The 17,101-nt window shown below is 55.7% G+C and carries 19 protein-coding genes; 5 read left to right on the forward strand and 14 right to left on the reverse strand.

Going from position 1 to position 17,101, the window contains the following annotated elements:
- Nucleotides 1-2: 2 nt before the first annotated feature.
- The 3 genes from hutG to ACOSDR_RS02330 form a co-directional block, all read right to left on the reverse strand.
- Nucleotides 3-797, reverse strand: a complete 795-nt coding sequence (gene hutG, locus ACOSDR_RS02320; RefSeq protein WP_420730277.1) for an N-formylglutamate deformylase — start codon at nucleotides 795-797, stop codon at nucleotides 3-5.
- Nucleotides 798-1,585: 788 nt separating this feature from the next.
- Complete coding sequence (locus ACOSDR_RS02325; RefSeq protein WP_420730278.1) at nucleotides 1,586-2,248, reverse strand: dienelactone hydrolase family protein; 663 nt, start codon at nucleotides 2,246-2,248, stop codon at nucleotides 1,586-1,588.
- A gap of 48 nt (nucleotides 2,249-2,296) precedes the next feature.
- The gene (locus ACOSDR_RS02330; protein ID WP_420724496.1) at nucleotides 2,297-2,764 is read right to left on the reverse strand and encodes an Lrp/AsnC family transcriptional regulator; all 468 of its coding nucleotides are present in this window, start codon (nucleotides 2,762-2,764) and stop codon (nucleotides 2,297-2,299) included.
- A 160-nt stretch (nucleotides 2,765-2,924) separates the two neighbouring features.
- Here ACOSDR_RS02330 and ACOSDR_RS02335 point away from each other — a divergent pair, with 160 nt between their 5' ends.
- Nucleotides 2,925-3,188 (forward strand): DUF6356 family protein, encoded by a 264-nt coding sequence (locus ACOSDR_RS02335; protein WP_420724495.1) that lies wholly within the window; start codon nucleotides 2,925-2,927, stop codon nucleotides 3,186-3,188.
- A 109-nt stretch (nucleotides 3,189-3,297) separates the two neighbouring features.
- Here ACOSDR_RS02335 and ACOSDR_RS02340 read toward each other — a convergent pair whose 3' ends face one another.
- Complete coding sequence (locus tag ACOSDR_RS02340) at nucleotides 3,298-4,248, reverse strand: bifunctional riboflavin kinase/FAD synthetase (RefSeq protein ID WP_420724494.1); 951 nt, start codon at nucleotides 4,246-4,248, stop codon at nucleotides 3,298-3,300.
- Nucleotides 4,249-4,363: 115 nt separating this feature from the next.
- On the opposite strand from ACOSDR_RS02340, the gene ACOSDR_RS02345 reads away from it, so the two are divergent.
- Nucleotides 4,364-5,440: a serine hydrolase domain-containing protein gene (locus ACOSDR_RS02345; RefSeq protein WP_420724493.1), complete on the forward strand. Its 1,077-nt coding sequence runs from the start codon at nucleotides 4,364-4,366 to the stop codon at nucleotides 5,438-5,440.
- 26 nt (nucleotides 5,441-5,466) lie between these two features.
- On the opposite strand, the gene ACOSDR_RS02350 is transcribed toward ACOSDR_RS02345, so the two are convergent.
- Nucleotides 5,467-5,940, reverse strand: coding sequence for a MaoC family dehydratase (locus ACOSDR_RS02350; RefSeq protein ID WP_420724492.1), 474 nt, complete (start codon nucleotides 5,938-5,940; stop codon nucleotides 5,467-5,469).
- A gap of 98 nt (nucleotides 5,941-6,038) precedes the next feature.
- Nucleotides 6,039-7,463 carry an amidase gene (locus tag ACOSDR_RS02355; protein ID WP_420730279.1) on the reverse strand — a complete coding sequence of 475 codons (1,425 nt, stop codon included), beginning with the start codon at nucleotides 7,461-7,463 and terminating at the stop codon, nucleotides 6,039-6,041.
- Nucleotides 7,464-7,549: 86 nt separating this feature from the next.
- Here ACOSDR_RS02355 and ACOSDR_RS02360 point away from each other — a divergent pair, with 86 nt between their 5' ends.
- A complete protein-coding gene (locus ACOSDR_RS02360) occupies nucleotides 7,550-8,632 on the forward strand; it encodes a CobW family GTP-binding protein (protein ID WP_420730280.1) in 1,083 nt (360 codons plus the stop codon).
- A gap of 14 nt (nucleotides 8,633-8,646) precedes the next feature.
- Here the strand turns inward: ACOSDR_RS02360 and ACOSDR_RS02365 are convergent, their stop codons facing one another.
- Nucleotides 8,647-9,495 carry a hypothetical protein gene (locus ACOSDR_RS02365; protein ID WP_420730281.1) on the reverse strand — a complete coding sequence of 283 codons (849 nt, stop codon included), beginning with the start codon at nucleotides 9,493-9,495 and terminating at the stop codon, nucleotides 8,647-8,649.
- A 124-nt stretch (nucleotides 9,496-9,619) separates the two neighbouring features.
- Here ACOSDR_RS02365 and ACOSDR_RS02370 point away from each other — a divergent pair, with 124 nt between their 5' ends.
- Both ACOSDR_RS02370 and ACOSDR_RS02375 read left to right on the forward strand, forming a co-directional pair.
- Nucleotides 9,620-11,302 (forward strand): NAD+ synthase, encoded by a 1,683-nt coding sequence (locus ACOSDR_RS02370; protein WP_420730282.1) that lies wholly within the window; start codon nucleotides 9,620-9,622, stop codon nucleotides 11,300-11,302.
- Nucleotides 11,299-11,940: an HAD family hydrolase gene (locus ACOSDR_RS02375; RefSeq protein WP_420730283.1), complete on the forward strand. Its 642-nt coding sequence runs from the start codon at nucleotides 11,299-11,301 to the stop codon at nucleotides 11,938-11,940. Before ACOSDR_RS02370 ends, ACOSDR_RS02375 begins: the two co-directional genes overlap by 4 nt.
- On the opposite strand, the gene aat is transcribed toward ACOSDR_RS02375, so the two are convergent.
- From aat to ACOSDR_RS02410, 7 genes are all read right to left on the reverse strand, one after another.
- Nucleotides 11,926-12,570, reverse strand: coding sequence for a leucyl/phenylalanyl-tRNA--protein transferase (gene aat, locus ACOSDR_RS02380; protein WP_420724486.1), 645 nt, complete (start codon nucleotides 12,568-12,570; stop codon nucleotides 11,926-11,928). The genes ACOSDR_RS02375 and aat overlap by 15 nt on opposite strands.
- Before the next feature lie 56 nt (nucleotides 12,571-12,626).
- Nucleotides 12,627-13,967, reverse strand: a complete 1,341-nt coding sequence (gene accC / locus ACOSDR_RS02385; protein WP_420724485.1) for an acetyl-CoA carboxylase biotin carboxylase subunit — start codon at nucleotides 13,965-13,967, stop codon at nucleotides 12,627-12,629.
- 20 nt (nucleotides 13,968-13,987) lie between these two features.
- Nucleotides 13,988-14,440: an acetyl-CoA carboxylase biotin carboxyl carrier protein gene (accB, locus tag ACOSDR_RS02390; protein ID WP_420730284.1), complete on the reverse strand. Its 453-nt coding sequence runs from the start codon at nucleotides 14,438-14,440 to the stop codon at nucleotides 13,988-13,990.
- Between the two features lie 79 nt (nucleotides 14,441-14,519).
- Nucleotides 14,520-14,972 (reverse strand): type II 3-dehydroquinate dehydratase, encoded by a 453-nt coding sequence (gene aroQ / locus ACOSDR_RS02395; protein WP_420730285.1) that lies wholly within the window; start codon nucleotides 14,970-14,972, stop codon nucleotides 14,520-14,522.
- A gap of 96 nt (nucleotides 14,973-15,068) precedes the next feature.
- Nucleotides 15,069-15,818, reverse strand: coding sequence for a class I SAM-dependent methyltransferase (locus ACOSDR_RS02400; RefSeq protein WP_420730286.1), 750 nt, complete (start codon nucleotides 15,816-15,818; stop codon nucleotides 15,069-15,071).
- A gap of 78 nt (nucleotides 15,819-15,896) precedes the next feature.
- Nucleotides 15,897-16,106, reverse strand: a complete 210-nt coding sequence (locus ACOSDR_RS02405; protein ID WP_420724481.1) for a hypothetical protein — start codon at nucleotides 16,104-16,106, stop codon at nucleotides 15,897-15,899.
- Nucleotides 16,107-16,228: 122 nt separating this feature from the next.
- Nucleotides 16,229-17,101 carry a PaaX family transcriptional regulator C-terminal domain-containing protein gene (locus ACOSDR_RS02410; protein ID WP_420730287.1) on the reverse strand — a complete coding sequence of 291 codons (873 nt, stop codon included), beginning with the start codon at nucleotides 17,099-17,101 and terminating at the stop codon, nucleotides 16,229-16,231.

The raw sequence follows: 17,101 nt of genomic DNA on the forward strand, positions 1-17,101 counted from the left end.
CACTAGGCTGGTTTCCAGGTCAGGCAGGTTTCCAACATGCGTTGCAAATGGGCGCGCACCTTGTTGGCCCTATCGTCCAGGTAGGGCCAGGGCGCGCTTTCCTGCATATAGGTGATCTGGCTCAATTCCAACTGGATTGCATGAACATGATCCCGGGGAATGCCATAATTGCGCGTAATGTATCCGCCCTTGAACCGGCCATTCAGCACGGCAGTGAAACCTGTGGCGGCTTGTGCCTGTGCCAGCACGGCCTGGGCCAGATCTGGCGCGCAACTTTTGTCCATATTGGTGCCCAGATTAAAATCGGGCAGCTGTCCCTCAAAGAATCGAGGGACGCGCGACGCAATAGAATGCGCGTCCCACAAGACGGCGTGACCATGCTCCTGCTTGATGCGGTCCAGTTCTTTCGCAAGGGCCGTGTGATAGGGCATCCAATACCCATCGATCCGCCCCATGACTTCGGCCATATCAGGATCAATATCATCCTGATAAATCGCATCGCCTGAGAAAGTATCAACCGGAACCAACCCTGTTGTCGCCTTTCCCGGATACAGATTTTCATCATCGGGGGGTCGATTAAGATCAATGACGTACCGCGAATATTCCGCGACAAGCACAGAGGCCCCCATGTCGGCGGCAAAATCATACAGCCGATCCACATGCCAGTCGGTATCTGGCAGCGGCTTGGCCGCATCCGTCAGTCGATTCGAGATATCTTTGGGTACAGCTGTTCCTGAGTGGGGAACACTGACGAGAAGCGGCGCTGTGCCACTGTGAAGGCGATAGCTTGATGACATTTCGGGAGATTACTTGAATTATTCGTTAAATCAATGTCCTAACGTCGTGTTTTTTCGACTCTCAGTAGTATTGTGTTTCGCTGATATCGCACGCGACCCCCAACACCCATGACTGCCGCCCTGGACCCCGGATCGGTGTCCGGGATGACGATGTTGACGCCAAAGACACCCTCACCCTGAGGAGCGTAGCGTCTCGAAGGGGGAGCCCTCTGTAAGCACCGAACTTACAGCCCCTCCTTCGAGACGGCGCTGCCGCGCCTCCTCAGGATGAGAATGAGACGATTGGTGGGATTGTCAGTTCCCTGCTGATATCCAGAGCCACAGGCACCAATCGCGCCAGCCGCCCTGGACCCCGGATCGGTGTCCGGGGTGACGATGTTGACGCCAAAGGCACCCTCACCCTGAGGAGCGTAGCGTCTCGAAGGGGGAGCCCTCTGTAAGCACCGAACTTACAGCCCCTCCTTCGAGACGGCGCTGCCGCGCCTCCTCAGGATGAGAATGAGACGATTGGTGGGATTGTCAGTTCCCTGCTGATATCCAGAGCCACAGGCACCAATCGCGCCAGCCGCCCTGGACCCCGGATCGTTGTCCGGGGTGACGATGTTGACGCCAAAGGCACCCTCACCCAGAGGAGCGTAGCGTCTCGAAGGGGGAGGGTGGTGTTGAAGGTCAGACGTGGAAAGTTATAGGGCACCAGTTCCTCTACGCCCTCTGCGGTTAACCTTTGCCCACTCCTCATACCCGCGGAGGCGGGTGGGGTGCTGTCACCTGATACCGTTTGTGGTGCGTCACAGAACCTTGTTTAGAAAACTGATTGTGCGTTCCCAGCTTACATCGGCTGCATTGCGATTGAACACCTCGCGGGTTTGATTGAAAAATCCATGTTCACCGTCGTATTCGTGAATATCAACCGGGCTTTTCACGCCGGCCATATCCTTGCGCAATTGTTCAACCGCTTGTGGGGTGCACCAATCATCCTTGGTGGCGAAATGGGCCTGGAAAGGCACGGAGATTTTGGCGGGGTCGGCGGCTTCTTTCGGTGGGATGCCATAGAAGCATACACAGGCATCACATTCAGGAACCTTTACGCCCGCGATGATGGTCAGGGCACCGCCCATGCAAAACCCCATAACAGCCGTTTTTGTGCCAGTTTTGGCTTTCAAATACTGAACCGCGCCACGGGTATCCTGTTCGGACGCCCCAACCCAGTCCAGGCCGGTCATCATATGGCTGGCCTCATCCGCATCCTGGGTTACCCGGCCTTCGTACAGGTCGGGGGCCAGGGCGGTATAGCCCGCTGCGGCGAAACGATCTGCGACACCTTTGATTTGGTCGTTCAGGCCCCACCATTCCTGCAGCACGACAACGCTGCCTTTTGGCTCAGTTGCTGTCGCCAGATAGCCTTTGGCTTCCGTCCCGTCCGGACAGGTAAAGCTGATTAAATCACCCATGGTCTTTCTCCCTAATCGCTGTGTTATCTGCACTTATATATAGGGTCATCAGGCTTGTTTTAAATAGGTCAGGGGCAGCGTTGTCGTTGCCTTGATTTCCTCCATTGCAAAGCTTGAGGAGACATCTGACAGATCAATGGCCGAAATCAGGCGCTTGTAAAAGGCGTCATAGGCGGGGATATCCGGCACGACGACTTTCATCAGATAGTCAATGTCACCGCTCATCCGGTGGAACTCAATGACTTCGGGCATGGATTGAACGACTTTAGCAAATTTCGTCAACCAGTCCGCCGCATGGGTTTTGGTGCGGATCGACACGAAGACCGTCGTGCCAACCCCCAGCAGGTCACGGTCCAGCAGCGCGACGCGCTTTCGAATGTATCCCGCTGTTTCCAATTGTCGAACCCGCCGCCAACAGGGAGTCGGGGACAGGCCGACCCTGTCAGCCAGATCTGCGGTAGAAAGCGCAGAATCTTCCTGCAAAGCGGCCAAAATTCGGTGATCGATTGCATCCATGATATACATCCTAGGTGAATTTTTACATTATATATTAAAATAATAGCATAAAATTTAACAGAAAGTCATTTTTAATAGTATATTTAGAAACAAATTCCAGCGATTATCGTAGATACTATTCTGAATAAACAAATCGTTCTGCCAGAACAGGAGATAAAAGATGATCCGCACCGCTTTCACACAGCACCCATCCTCTGTTGGGGAGACATATACAGAGCATATGGGAACCGCGCTCAGTTTTGCGGGCCCTTTGCTGCTGGCAGGTCTTTGCTGCCTGGTGCATGCGGTGTTGCCCTTTGCCTTTGAGAGGACGGGCAGTCGGATCATATCCGGGCTTCATACGCGTATGGTGACGAACCGGGTGAAGGCTCAGAATCGCCAGAATGTTGTGTCTGGCCCGTCAGAACTGATCTGGGAGATCTAATGCATCACGCGCACGCGTGAGCATAGATAAACACAGCATCACGCGCCCGCGTGAGCGTAAAAAAACCAAACTATCACGCGCCCGCGTAAGCGTAAAAAAAACCAAACTATCACGCGCCCGCGGCGCGGTTGTCCAGGATGATTTTGGCCGCGTGACAGTCTTTTGTAATCTGCGCCTTTAAGGCATCCAGGCCGTCGAACTTACGTTCCCCCCGGATGAATTCAATCAGGGCTACCCGCATATGCGTGCCATAAAGATCGCGGTCGAAATCAAACAAGTGCACTTCGAATTTCTCACTCAGGCCATCAACAGTGGGACGCATGCCCAAATTGGCGACACCATCGCACCAGACGGTCTCTCCAACCCGCCCGGTCTCTACCCCGACCCGAACCGCATAGACGCCATAGGCGGGGCGGATATAGTCACTCATATCCAAATTGGCGGTTGGAAAACCAATCGTGCGGCCAATCTGAGCGCCGTGCAGCACCTCGCCCTCGACCTCGAAAGGGCGACCCAGCAAGGCAGCGGCCTGGCCCGGTTCGCCACTTTTCAGATAATCGCGAATGCGGGTTGAAGAATAGACTTCCCCCGTTGCCGCCGCCGCAGGGTCAATGATACGGGTTTCAAAGCGTGTGTCGGCACGCAAGGTGTCGGTATCGCCGGTGCGGCCCTTCCCGAATTTGAAATCATAGCCCACCACCAGAACACCGGTTCCCAAGGCCTTCACCAGAATTTCGTCAATAAAGGCCTGTGCATCCAGATTGGCCAGCGGCGTGTCGAAATTCAGGCAGATCAGCGAATCGATCCCAATGGCTTGCAGCAGATGCGCCTTGTTCCAGAACGGGGTCAGCCGGAATGGAGGATCGTCAGGTCGAAAGAATTCACGCGGATGTGGCTCGAAAGTTAGAACAGCAAGGTCACGGCCCTGCGCCTCTGCGAATTCAGCGGCTTGGCCAATGACGGACTGATGGCCGCGATGCACCCCATCAAAATTTCCCAGAACAATCACGGCGCCGAAACGCTCTGATGGATAATCTTTGGGTTCTCTAAAAATCTGCATGAAGGCAAACCGTTCCTGACTGCTATAGTATTCTCAGAAGATAGCGGTTGAAGCGCAGGCGTGAAACCTTCCTGCGTGTGGTAGCGGCGCTTTATTTTGTGAATGGGAGTATGAAATGGGGCGAGTTCGGCAGTTTCTGGCAGTGGCAGTCAGTTTTGGAGCGTTGAACATTTCTGCGGCCCTTGCGCAAGACAACGACCTGGCACAGAAAATAAGAGACTCGTTTGCTCAAGGCACGTTAAAGGGGCTGCATAGCGTCCTGATTTTGCATCGGGGTGAGACCCTTGCGGAAGTTTACTTTACCGGTTTTGACCAGCGACAAGGGTTGGATATTGGCCGTGTCGATCATAGCCAAACCAGCCTGCATGATGTGCGCAGCATTACAAAAAGCGTTACCGGTTTGCTGTATGGCATCGCCCTGTCGGAAGGTCTGGTGCCGGGATTGGATGAGCCATTGATGGCGCAATTCCCGGACTATCCGGATTTGATCGCAGATCCCGCCCGAAAGGACATTCTGGTGCGCCATGCCCTGACCATGACGATGGGATTGGAATGGGATGAAACAGCGCCCTATACCAGTACGCGGAATAGTGAAATTGCAATGGCTTATGCGCCGGACCGCGAACGCTATGCCCTGGAACAGCCAGTTCTGTATTCCCCTGGTACACATTGGACATATAGCGGCGGGGCGGCTTCCCTTGTCGGTGCCTTAATCGTCAGAGGGACGGGAGTGCCGTTGGATGTTTACGCAAAACAGAAGCTGTTTGATCCTTTAGGCATTACCGATTTTGAGTGGCAGAAACTGTCGAACGGAAAAACGGGGGCCTCGTCCGGGCTGCGTCTGACGACCCATGATCTGGCAAAGATCGGGCGCCTGATGATTGATAAGGGGATCTGGCAGGGAAACCAGATCGTTCAGGCGGAATGGATTGAGCAATCGCTGACCCCCAGCATCGAGACGTCGTTGAATTTGCGATACGGTTTCCTGTGGTGGTTGGCTGACGATGGCACGCCACCGGATTGGTTCGCTGGCTTTGGCAATGGCGGGCAGCGCCTGACGGTCAATCCTGACAGGGATATGGTGGTTGTCATTTATGCTGGGAACTATAACAAACCGGATGCCTGGAAAGTCCCGACAAAAGTCATTCTGGATTTCGCAGTGCCAACGATAGAAGCGCGTCAGGCAAATTAGGTCATCATGCGCCTGCACATGATGTCTTAGGCTTTTGCGGCCTTAGCCTCTTCCTCGACGCGGCTGCGCACCATCATCTTGGCTTGTCCGTCGCAAACCAGCTTCTCCCCGACGGAGGCGGTGGTCTTGCACACGATCCGCTTTTTTTCCGGGATGATTTCCAGGATTACCGCCTTTGCCGTCACGGTATCGCCAGCGCGCACAGGGGCCAGGAATTTCAGGTCCTGGCTCAGATAGATACAGCCCGGCCCTGGCATTTTCATACCCAGAACGGTGGAGATCAGGCTGGCAGTTAGCATCCCATGGGCGATGCGGCCCTTGAACATTGTGTCGGCGGCGAATTCCTCATTCACATGGACGGGGTTCATATCACCCGTCACCCCGGAAAACAGCACAATGTCCGCTTCTGTGATCGTCTTGGCAAAGATCGCCGTCATGCCAACGTAAAGGTCTTCGATAAAGAAACCATTCAGATCGGTGTGCAAACGCGGGCTGTCCATGGAAAGCTCCTCAAAATAGGGTCTGGGCGTCACTGAAAGTCTTCACAAAGCGGCTTTATTGCATCGCAAACCTAAACGTTGTTGTGCAACGCGGCAAGTCAGGAAGACGTGACAGCAAGGACTCCCTTTGGATCAATGGGAACAGCGGTTGCTAGACCGGTTGCTGATTCGAAATGCCGTGCATGGGCCAGCAAGCGTCCCTCACTGAAGGGGGCACCAACCAGTTGCACGCCAACGGGCAGGCCGTCTTCTGTAAATCCCGCAGGAACGGAGATCGCAGGCAAGCCAGTCAGGGTGATGGCAGAGACCATGGCCAGCCAATGGATATAGTTATCGAATGTCTGGCCATTCACCTGATCGACCCATAACTGCTCTGCCGGGTAGGGGGGCACGATGGCTGTCGGGCACAGGAAGGCGTCGAAATCCTGTTGGGTGAACAGACGCACCGCATCGGCATGAATGGCCCCACGCCAGCGCTGTGCCTGGGCAATGTCTTCGGCGGTCAGGCTGCGCCCGTATTCATAATTCCAGATCACATCGTCTTTCAATAGATTGCGGTGCTTTTCGTAATTTTCACGCTGTCCGTTCACGAATCCCAGGCCGCGCAATATCTTGAACGCCTCAATCGCATTGCTGAAATCCGGGCAGGTTTCGACCAGTTCTACACCCATATCTTCCAATTGTTTCAGCGCGTTGTTGAAGACTTGTTCCACGGCTGGATCGACGGGAATGATCCCGCCCAGATCCAGACTGTAGGCGATCCGGCGGGGCGGGGCGCCTGTGCGACAGGTTTGGCGAAAGCTGGTATGAGGCAGCGGCTGACTGATCGGATCGCGGGGGTCCTGACCCGCCATGGCGTCCAGCATCAGCGCGGTGTCTTCCACGGTGCGCCCCATGGGTCCCTCAACGCTCATGGTGCCAAACGGGTCACCCGGATTAAGGCGGGGCACGCGGCCCGGACTGGGACGCAGCCCAACGATGCCACAAAAGCTGGCAGGCGTGCGCAGGCTGCCCCCCAGGTCGGACCCGCTGGCCAGCCAGCATTGCCCTGTCGCCAGGGCAACAGCAGATCCGCCCGATGACCCGGCGCAGCTCTTAGAGATATCCCAGGGGTTTCGCGTGATGCCAAAGACGGCATTGAAAGTGTTTGCCCCAGCACCGAATTCCGGCGTGTTTGTTTTCCCAATCAGGACGGCGCCATGCCGTTCCAAATTAACGACGGGAATGTCTGAGAAATTGGGGATGTAATCCTTGAAGATGGGGGAGCCATAGGTACAGCGAACGCCTTCCACCTCACTGAGGTCCTTGATCCCAACGGGCAGACCCGCCAGCAAAGTATTGCGGGATGCGGTCTTCGCCTGCTGTTCCGCCCGCTCTCTGCACAGGATGGGCGTCGCATTCACGGCACCATCCACCGCCTCTATCCGGTCATAGGCTGCGTCCACCATTTCCTGTGGCGTGACGTCTCCCGCCTTCAGCATGTCAACGGCGGCGCAGGCGGTCAGATGGATCAGGTCGGTCATGATATGGGCTTTCGATTGAAATTGTGATGCGGAGACCCTACACGGTAACTCCAGCGTAAATCCAGCCCGCTTCCTTGGAGAGTGTGATGCAGAATGATACGGCCAATTCACCAGATTCTTCTGCCGGGCCAGAACGCCTGCCGGTCAGTGTGCTGACAGGGTTTCTGGGGTCGGGTAAGACCACGGTTCTAAACGCCCTGTTGAAGCATCCGGACATGGGCCAGACGGCTGTGATCATTAATGAATTCGGGGAGGTCGGGATCGACAACCTGCTGGTTGAAACTGCCAGCGAAGACATGGTGGTGATGGAGTCCGGCTGTCTGTGCTGTACCATTCGGGGGGATCTGATTGAGACATTGCGGGGCCTGATCAAGCGGCGCTGGAACAACGAAATTCCTGCCTTTAATCGGGTCGTGATTGAAACCACGGGTCTGGCTGATCCAGCACCCATCCTGCATACGCTGATGACTGATCCGGTCATTTCAACCCGGTATCGGCTGGATGGGGTCATTACCACGGTGGACGCCGTGAATGGGTCTGCGACCCTGGATGCGCAGCCGGAAGCCGTGAAACAGGCCGCCGTCGCCGATCGTATCCTGCTGACCAAGACGGATTTGATGGAACAGGAATCCGATCTGATGGAAAGGCTGCGGGTTATCAATCCGGCGGCCCCCGTCTTGTCGGTGATCCAGGGGGATATTGCGCCCGATGCGCTGTTTGGCACGGGCCTTTATGATCCGGGTACCAAGACACCCGATGTCGCCCAATGGCTGGCGGAAGAAGCCTATGACCAGGCATCGCAGCACGGCCATCCCCACGATCACACTCATGGCCATCATCATGATCATGACAGGAACCGTCATGACGACCGTATCCGATCCTTCGTCATCCGATATGATGCCCCCATTGCCTGGGATGCCTTCGTTAACTGGATTGAGGCGCTGATTGCCACCCATGGCGCAAACCTGTTGCGCATGAAGGGGATTTTATATGTGGCGGAGGTCGATGGGCCCGTTGCGGTCCATGGCGTTCAGCATGTTTTTCATCCACCGGCCCTGCTGGCGGGCTGGGCAGAGGGAGAGACGCCATCATCGCGTCTGGTGATCATCGCACGGGATTTGAATAAAGATCCGGTTGAGAAAATGTTTCACGCTTTCATGGCGCAATAACCGGTCAACCTTGTTCAATGTGCCTGCAGGACGCGCTTCTGATCCTGCGCCAGCCCGGCCAGAACCTGTTCCAGTTGCGACAGGCTGGCGGCGTCATAGCGCTCTTCCAGATGTTGTCGCCCCTTTTTGTCGAACAGGGTTTCGGCCAGTTCCCTATACAGGGCGGCCATCAGCTTGTGGAATTCCAGATCGCCGAAACTCCAGGCCCGCTCCTCGTTACTCTTGCCCGGCGGCATTACCCGATCAAAATAACTGACCATCCAGGTTCGGCGTTTGCTGATATCCATAAAATAGCGCGTGATATAGATCAGGATGTCATTGACCAATATCTTGGCCATCGGGCGTTCGTGCAGGCTGTCCCAATCCAGCGATTGGCCTTCTTGTGCGCGCAGGGTTTCAACCATAGTACGGGCGCGTTCTTCATATTCTTCAAACAGTTCAGGGCCGACCATTTGATGCAGGGCCTGAATAAAGGCGGGGATCATGCGTCGCGATAGTGTTCGGCCTGGCACAGGCGCTTCGCCGCGTTCGGGTAGCAAATGCACGAAGCGCGCAACAATCAACCGTTCCAGCGGGAACTTTCGCATTTGGGCATAGAACGCGTCTTCAAAGTGATGCTGCAGACCGATCCAGGTCGAATCGCACAGCCCGCGTAAGATACTGTCATTGTCGTATGTGTAGGAATTCAGGACGGCATTGATGTCACGGGACGCCAGTTTACCGTCCCCCTTGGTCGCCTGTGCAGCCAAGCGATCGGCCAGCAACTGACTGATGGTCTGGGCAAATTCTCCCAGTTTCTCAGCCCCCGCACTGTGGGATGCGCTGTGTGGGGCGGTCCCTTTTGTCTGGTCGTCCTTGGCCATGTCAGATCCTTTGTTGCGTCACGGTATAGGTATCGCCTTGCTGGGGGTTGATTTCAAGCGGTGCGAGCAAGATAGTCACCTTGAATGTGGGTGAAACAGCCCCCCAATATAAGGAAAGAATTCAATGACGGATCGTTTTGTTGTCGCCCTGGCGCAATTGAACCCGACGGTCGGGGATATTGCGGGCAATGCGCAAATGGTGCGCGACGCCCGGGCCCAGGCGGCGCAGGCCGGTGCGGATCTATTATTGCTGCCGGAATTATTCCTGTCGGGTTATCAGCCGGAAGACCTGGTATTGAAGCCATTCTTTCTGGACAAGCTGGAAGAAGCCACCGCTGCCTTGGCTGCTGAAACGGCAGGCGGTGGCCCGGATGTCCTGTTGACGACTCCCTGGCGGGGGGAAGCGCCTGGTAAACTGGCGTATAACGCGGTCCTATTGTTATCTGGCGGTCGCATCGTGACAGAACGCTATAAATATGACCTGCCAAATTATGGCGTTTTCGATGAAAAGCGTGTGTTTCAGTCCGGCTCTTTGCCGGGGCCGATGAATATTAGAGGCGTGCGCATTGGCGTGCCGATCTGTGAGGATATCTGGACACCCGATGTTATTGAATGTCTGGAGGAATCCGGTGCAGAAATACTGCTGGTCCCCAATGGCAGCCCCTATGATGACGCCAAGGAAGATGTACGTCTGCAATTGGTGATGGAACGGGTCACGGAAAGTGGCTTGCCGCTGGCCTATCTGAATCAGGTCGGGGGACAGGACGAACTGGTCTATGACGGGGCGTCCTTTGTCGTGAATGCAGATTTCAGCCTGGCAATTCAGATGCCAGCTTACGAAAGTTGCATGTCGATTGCGACCTTCGAACGGTCGGATACTGGCTGGAAATGTTTGCCAGGGGATCAAACCGCCCCGCCGGAACGGTTGGAATCGATCTATCGCGCCATGGTTCTGGGGCTGCGCGATTATGTTCAGAAGAATGGTTTTCCTGGCGTTGTCCTGGGCATGTCCGGTGGAATCGACAGTGCCTTGTCTGCCGCGGTTGCCGTTGATGCGCTGGGTCCCGATGCGGTTCATTGTGTGATGATGCCATCCCCCTATACCAGTCAGGACAGTCTGGATGATGCGGCGGCGGCCTGTGCCCTGCTGGGAACCCGTCTGGATCAGGTCAATATCGGGCCTGCGATGGATGCCTTTCAGCAGATGCTGACCCCGCTTTTCGGAAACACGGAAAGTGGCGTGACAGAGGAGAATATCCAATCCCGATCCCGGGGTGTGACCCTGATGGCGATATCCAACAAGCTGGGCGCAATGGTGCTGACAACCGGCAACAAGTCAGAAATGTCGACAGGATACGCAACGCTGTATGGGGATATGTGCGGTGGCTTTTCGGTGCTGAAGGATATCTATAAAACCGATGTATTCGCCCTGTGCGAATGGCGTAACAAGGGGCTGTCCAGCGGGAATGATACGCTTCTAAAAGGCCCAAGGGGCCCAGTCATGCCCCAGCGGATCATTACCAAACCCCCCTCGGCGGAACTGAAACCCGATCAACAGGATGCGGACACGCTGCCCCCCTATGATCAGTTGGACGATATCCTGCATTGCCTGATAGAGAAGGAAATGTCAGTGCCGGAAATAGCCCAACGGGGGCATGCACCGGAATTGGTGCAACGGGTCTGGCGCATGCTGGACCTGGCAGAATATAAGCGTCGCCAGGCGCCACCGGGGGTTAAGATCACGGCGCGGTCTTTTGGGCGAGAGCGCCGTTATCCCATCACCAATTCGTTCCGGAAAATTCTGTGATCATCTTTGATTGCGATGGCGTTCTGGTTGATACGGAGCGCCTGTCCAACCGGATCCTGGCGGAACAGATCACCAGTGCTGGGTATCCGATGACGACAGAAGACTCGATCCGTCGGTATAAAGGGGGGCGCATCCGGTCCCTGCCGCCTTTGATTGAGGCTGAATTCAATCTGAAACTACCCGATGACTGGTTGGATCAGTTTTTTACCCGGCAATTTGCGGCCCTGGAAGAGGAGGCTGAGGCCATCCCCGGTGTTTCAGATGTTGTGGACCAACTGATCGCGCGGGGACTTCAATACTGTGTCGCCAGCCAGGCCTCGGTCGCAAAAATGCGCATCAGTATGGGCCGCAGCGGCCTTTGGGATCGGTTTGAGGGGCGCATTTTTTCCGCTGATATGGTCGAAAGACCAAAGCCCTTTCCAGATTTGTTCCTGCATGCGGCAGCAACAATGGGGTGGCCGGTCGAAAAGGTCACTGTGATCGAAGATTCAACAACCGGCGTTCGGGCCGCAGTCGCAGCCGGGATGCGGGTGATCGGGTTTTGCCGCGATACGGATCCCGATGAATTGCGCGCCGCCGGGGCATCAGATCTGGCCCAGGACATGGCAGGCGTGGCCGATCATTTAGGCCTGCAGTAGATACCTAGAAATTTCACCCTCTTCGTAATGCGCGAAGAACCCGGCGTCGTAATTTAAGGCTTCGGATAGTAGGGTGCGATAATCGCTTCGGGGGACTTCTTTCGCCCCAAACCGTTCCAGATGCTTTGTCACAAACTGTGTGTCCAACAGGCGGAACCCGGCAAAGGTCAGGCGGGCGACCAGATGGCATAGGGCAATTTTGCTGGCATCGCGTTCGCGGGAAAACATGCTTTCGCCAAAATAGGCGCTGCCCAGGGTGACACCGTACAATCCACCAATCAATCGATCGCCATCCCAGACCTCAACGGAATGGGCATGATCCATGCGATGCAGCGCGGTATACAGGGTTAAAATCTTGTCATTGATCCAGGTGCGCGGGCGACGGTCCGACGCTTCTGCACAACCATCCATGACTCCTTCGAAATCTCGATCAAAGGTTACGCGATATCGATTTGAACGCAGGGTCTTTGCAAGGCGCTTGGGGACGTGAAATCCATCCAGAGGGATGACACCCCGGATGCGGGGATCAATCCAGAAAAGGTCTGGATCATCCCTGTCTTCGGCCATGGGAAACACCCCAATGGCATAGGCGCGCAACAGCATATCAGGCGTTAGGTCAAGCGGTTCCATACTGCCCCTTTGACACGCGTTTCGCGCTTTTCAGGCCGCTGGACTGGACCAGCGTCTTATTTCAGGCCCATCCATTTTTCCAGCCAATGGATGTCATAGTCTCCGTCAATAAAGCGCTTCTGCGCAATAATTTTCTGATGCAAGGGAATGGTCGTGCTGATCCCGCCAATGACATATTCATCCAAGGCCCGGCGCATCCGCATCAGGCATTCATTGCGGTTGGCGCCATGCGTAATCAGCTTGGATACCAGGCTGTCATAATAGGGGGGGACGTGATATCCGGAATACAATTGGCTGTCGACGCGAACGCCCAGGCCACCGGGGGCATGGTAGTCGGTGATTCGGCCCGGGGTTGGCATAAAGGTTTCGGGATTTTCTGCCGTGATGCGGCATTCTATGGCATGGCCGCTGATTTTAATTTGGTCTTGCGTATAGCTTAGCGACATACCCGCAGCGACTTTGATCTGTTCACGCACCAAATCTATGCCACAGACCATTTCAGAAATCGGATGTTCGACCTGAATGCGCGTGTTCATCTCGATGAAAAAGAATTCACCATCTTCATACAGGAATTCAATTGTGCCCGCGCCGCGGTAGCTCAGCTTTGCAATCGCGGTATTAACGATGTCGCCGATCTGTTTGCGCTGTGCGGTATTCAGCGCCGGTGAGGGGGCTTCTTCAATGACTTTCTGGTGGCGACGCTGGATTGAGCAATCGCGCTCACCCAGGTTGATGCTGTTACCCTTGCCGTCGCCCAGAACCTGAACTTCGATATGGCGGGGGCGGCTCAAATACCGCTCCATGTATACCGTTTCATCTAGGAAAGCGGCCTTGGCCTCACTTCGGCACATGGCCCAGGTTTGTGCCACATCTTCCAGCTTATTGGCGACTTTCATGCCGCGTCCACCGCCGCCAGAGGCTGCCTTGATAATCAGCGGAAAGCCAATTTCCTGAGCCAGTCGCAGGGCATCTTCTTCGGTATCGACCGATCCATCAGATCCTGGAACAACTGGAATGCCCAGACGCTTTGCGGCGTCCTTTGCCGCAACCTTATCGCCCATCATGCTAATATGCTCTGGTGTCGGGCCGATAAAGGTGATGCCGTGATCTTCCACCATCTGCGCGAAACGGGCGTTTTCTGACAGGAAACCGACGCCTGGATGAATTGCATCGGCCCGGGTCAGCGTTGCGGCGGTCAGGATTGCTGGAATGTTGAGATAGCTATCCTTAATAGGGGGAGGGCCGATACAGATCGCTTCATCCGCCAGTCGGACATGCATGGCATCGGTATCAGCCGTAGAATGCACCGCCACCGTCTGAATGCCCATTTCCTTACAGGCGCGATGGATTCTAAGCGCGATTTCGCCGCGATTTGCGATGAGTACCTTTTCAAACATGTGGTGTCAGCTCCGGGTCGTCATTCGATGACCAACAGGGCTTCACCGAATTCCACCGGTTCGCCATCTGCCACCAGGATCTGTGTCACAGTACCGGCCTTTGGGGCGGGAATCTGGTTCATCACCTTCATCGCCTCGATGATCAGGACTGTATCGCCCGCGGCAACCTTGACCCCGACAGAAACGAAGTTTGCTGCGCCTGGCTGGGGCGACAGATAGGCCGTGCCCACCATCGGTGCCTTTATCGCACCTGGATGATTGCCTGCGGTTTCCGCTGTGGGTGCCGCCACGGCAGCACTGGGCGCTGCAGCCGGCATTGGGGCGGGGCCCGCCGCATAAACCGGCGCGCCACCTCCGCGCTGCAACCGCAGTTTCGTATCATCTTCTTCAACAACCAGTTCCGTCAGGCCTTTGTCAGCCATCAGGTCCGCCAGCTTTTCGATTAGTTCAATATCGACGTCGAGTTTCGCCATCGGGGCAACCCATCCCTTTATCAATTACTGTAAGTCCAACACCCTTGTACTAGGCTTCGGGCGCTCAGAAAAGGCGTGATCACGCCTCAATGTCAGCAACGATCTCCGCCATGGCCTCCAGGGCCAGGCGATAGCCCGTTGTTCCCAGTCCACAAATCATACCCACCGCAATAGGTGCGATCATACTGTGATGGCGGAATTCTTCCCGCGCATGAATGTTTGAGATATGCACTTCAATGATTGGCAGTTCGGCCACACTTAACGCATCCCGCAAGGCAACAGATGTATGGGTCAGCCCACCGGCATTGATGATGATGCCGCGGTGGGTGTCGCGGGCCTGGTGGCACCAATCGATCAACTGCCCTTCCGAATTTGACTGTCGGCAATCGACCGCAAGGCCAAACCGTTTTCCAGCTTCGCGGCAGTCGGCTTCCAGATCGGCCAGGGTGGTCGCCCCATAGATTGCCGGTTCACGCTTGCCCAGCATGTTCAGGTTTGGTCCGTTCAGGATCAGGATTGGTATGTCGACCATTGCCTGCCACTCGCAAGATGTTGGAACGTCTTCTGATGCAGACACTATATCAGGAGTCTTGTCCCGGCAATGATGATGGTATGATCCGTACCTTGGTCAGCTTTTCTGGGCAACCGCAATAATTTCCGGGCGATCATCAGCGACAGGGTTGCCATCCCAGTCGCCATAAAGGGCGATTTTGGCAAATCCGGCCTTGTTCAAATGCGCAGTAATTTCATCAACCTCTAAGTAGCGCAAATGGCCTTTTCCCACATGCTTTGTCCCATCCGGGAAAGCAAAATGGGTTTCATAAGAAACACGGTTGCGTGACCCTTCAACAATGTCGTTATGCACCGCAACGGTCCCGATTCCGTCTACGGTGATCTCTTCATAGCTGATATCGGGCGTCCATTTGCGCCAACTTGAATAGGCCGGATTGCGTGTTTCGAAGGCCAGTGTGCCATCCGGGGCCAGAAGCTTGAAATAGTTGTTCAGCGCGGCCTCGACATCCACATCATTCAGGAAGACCTGAAAGGCATGGCCCGACATGACGATCAGATCAACGGGATCTGACAAGGTCAGGCTGGATGCATCCGCCAAATACCATGTCACACGGTCTCCATCGGGGCGGTTCCGGGCGATGTCCAGCATTGCGGCGGCCGGATCGGCACCGATCACCGTATGACCGCGCCGCGCCAGTTCGACGGCCAGCAGTCCTGTTCCACACCCCATATCAAGGATACGTTTGGGTAGATGACCCGCCAATTCCGTATAGAATTGCTGATCCGCCGCCCATGGGTTCAGAGTATCATAAACCTGCGCTAAACGGGGGTCGGTATAGAAGATTTCCGGCTGTGTCTTTGTCATGGTCGGGACCATAGCAAGCCAGACGTGATGCTGCAAAATTAGGCGGCAGCGGTGTTTAAAATCTGATGAAAACTGTGACTAATTTGCGCGTTTATGCGCTTTGTCGACACGGTCTGCGACAGCGCGCCAGACCCGGTGGCCTTCGCGATCACCAACTTCCTTGTAGGTCCTGGCCCGGGCCATCGCCATTTCTTTTGCAGATGCCCCACGGGCGCGATACAGGCCCGTCGCGAACAGTTCAATATCTGCATCCGGCGTTTTCCAGGCGGTGGTTTGATGATCGCTCATTAGCACTAATCCCATGCTATTGATGTGGATGAATCGTTGATTTGTTCAGGTAGTATGGTCTTTTTTCCAGTTTCTGCAACAAACCCGTCACGGACGGAATGTCGCAACCAGCCACGCCATCATCAGCCAAAGCGGATGATGCTGTTCTGCGCAGGCATTTCAATTTCCAGATTGGCCCTAAGATACTGATCTGTCGCCTGGGAAAGGTGATGATATAAGTCCCGTGCCAGCGCGCGGGCTTTCGTGCCCGGCCAATCTTCCGGCAGCAGATCGTCGGGCAGGGCGGGATCACGCAACAGGGTCCGCCGATAGGCATGGATCAATAGAATGCGGGCCACGAAGGCACTTTCTGCAACCAATTGATCGGCATCCTGCAGGACGGGCTGAAAATGCTTCACGAACGCAGAATAGTCTGCGGCGATCTCTTCCAGCGGCCAGGCGCGCGCGGCCAATGACAGCAATCCATTGGCGGCTGTGGCTTCTGCGCTAAAGACGGCACAGTCATCCGTCAGGGACAGGTCATCCAGAGTATCCTGAGCGATTTGTGTGGCATCCCCGCGCGCTGCGCCCAGCAGACCAGGGCTCAGGCGTGCGAAACCCTGCCAGCCCAGGCGTTGATCCAGGCTGTCGCGTTGTCCGGGTGCCAGGGCGTCCGGCAGGATGATGAACGTCCATCGCCCATCCCGCGCCGGGGGGCCAGACGCATAAATGCGGGCCTGTGCGGAATCAAATTGCCGGCGGCCCCTGCGTGTCAGGGTATAGCGGCTGCGGCGGCCTATTCGTTCCGCCTCCAGGGTTCCATCCTGCACCAGTCGGAACACAGCGGTGCGGGTCATGCGTTCATTCAGGCCCAATGGGGCGACCAGATCAATCAATTCCCCAAGCCAGCATGCGCCGCCATAGGGCAAAAGCGCATCGCCATAGACGGTGACGATTAAAGACTTCGCGCGGGGTCTTTCCTGTTCGATATATTGTGTCAGTGCATCGGTCGGCAC

Origin of the sequence: Hwanghaeella sp. 1Z406 (assembly GCF_048892425.1) — a bacterium.
Lineage (GTDB): Bacteria > Pseudomonadota > Alphaproteobacteria > UBA8366 > Aestuariispiraceae > Pacificispira.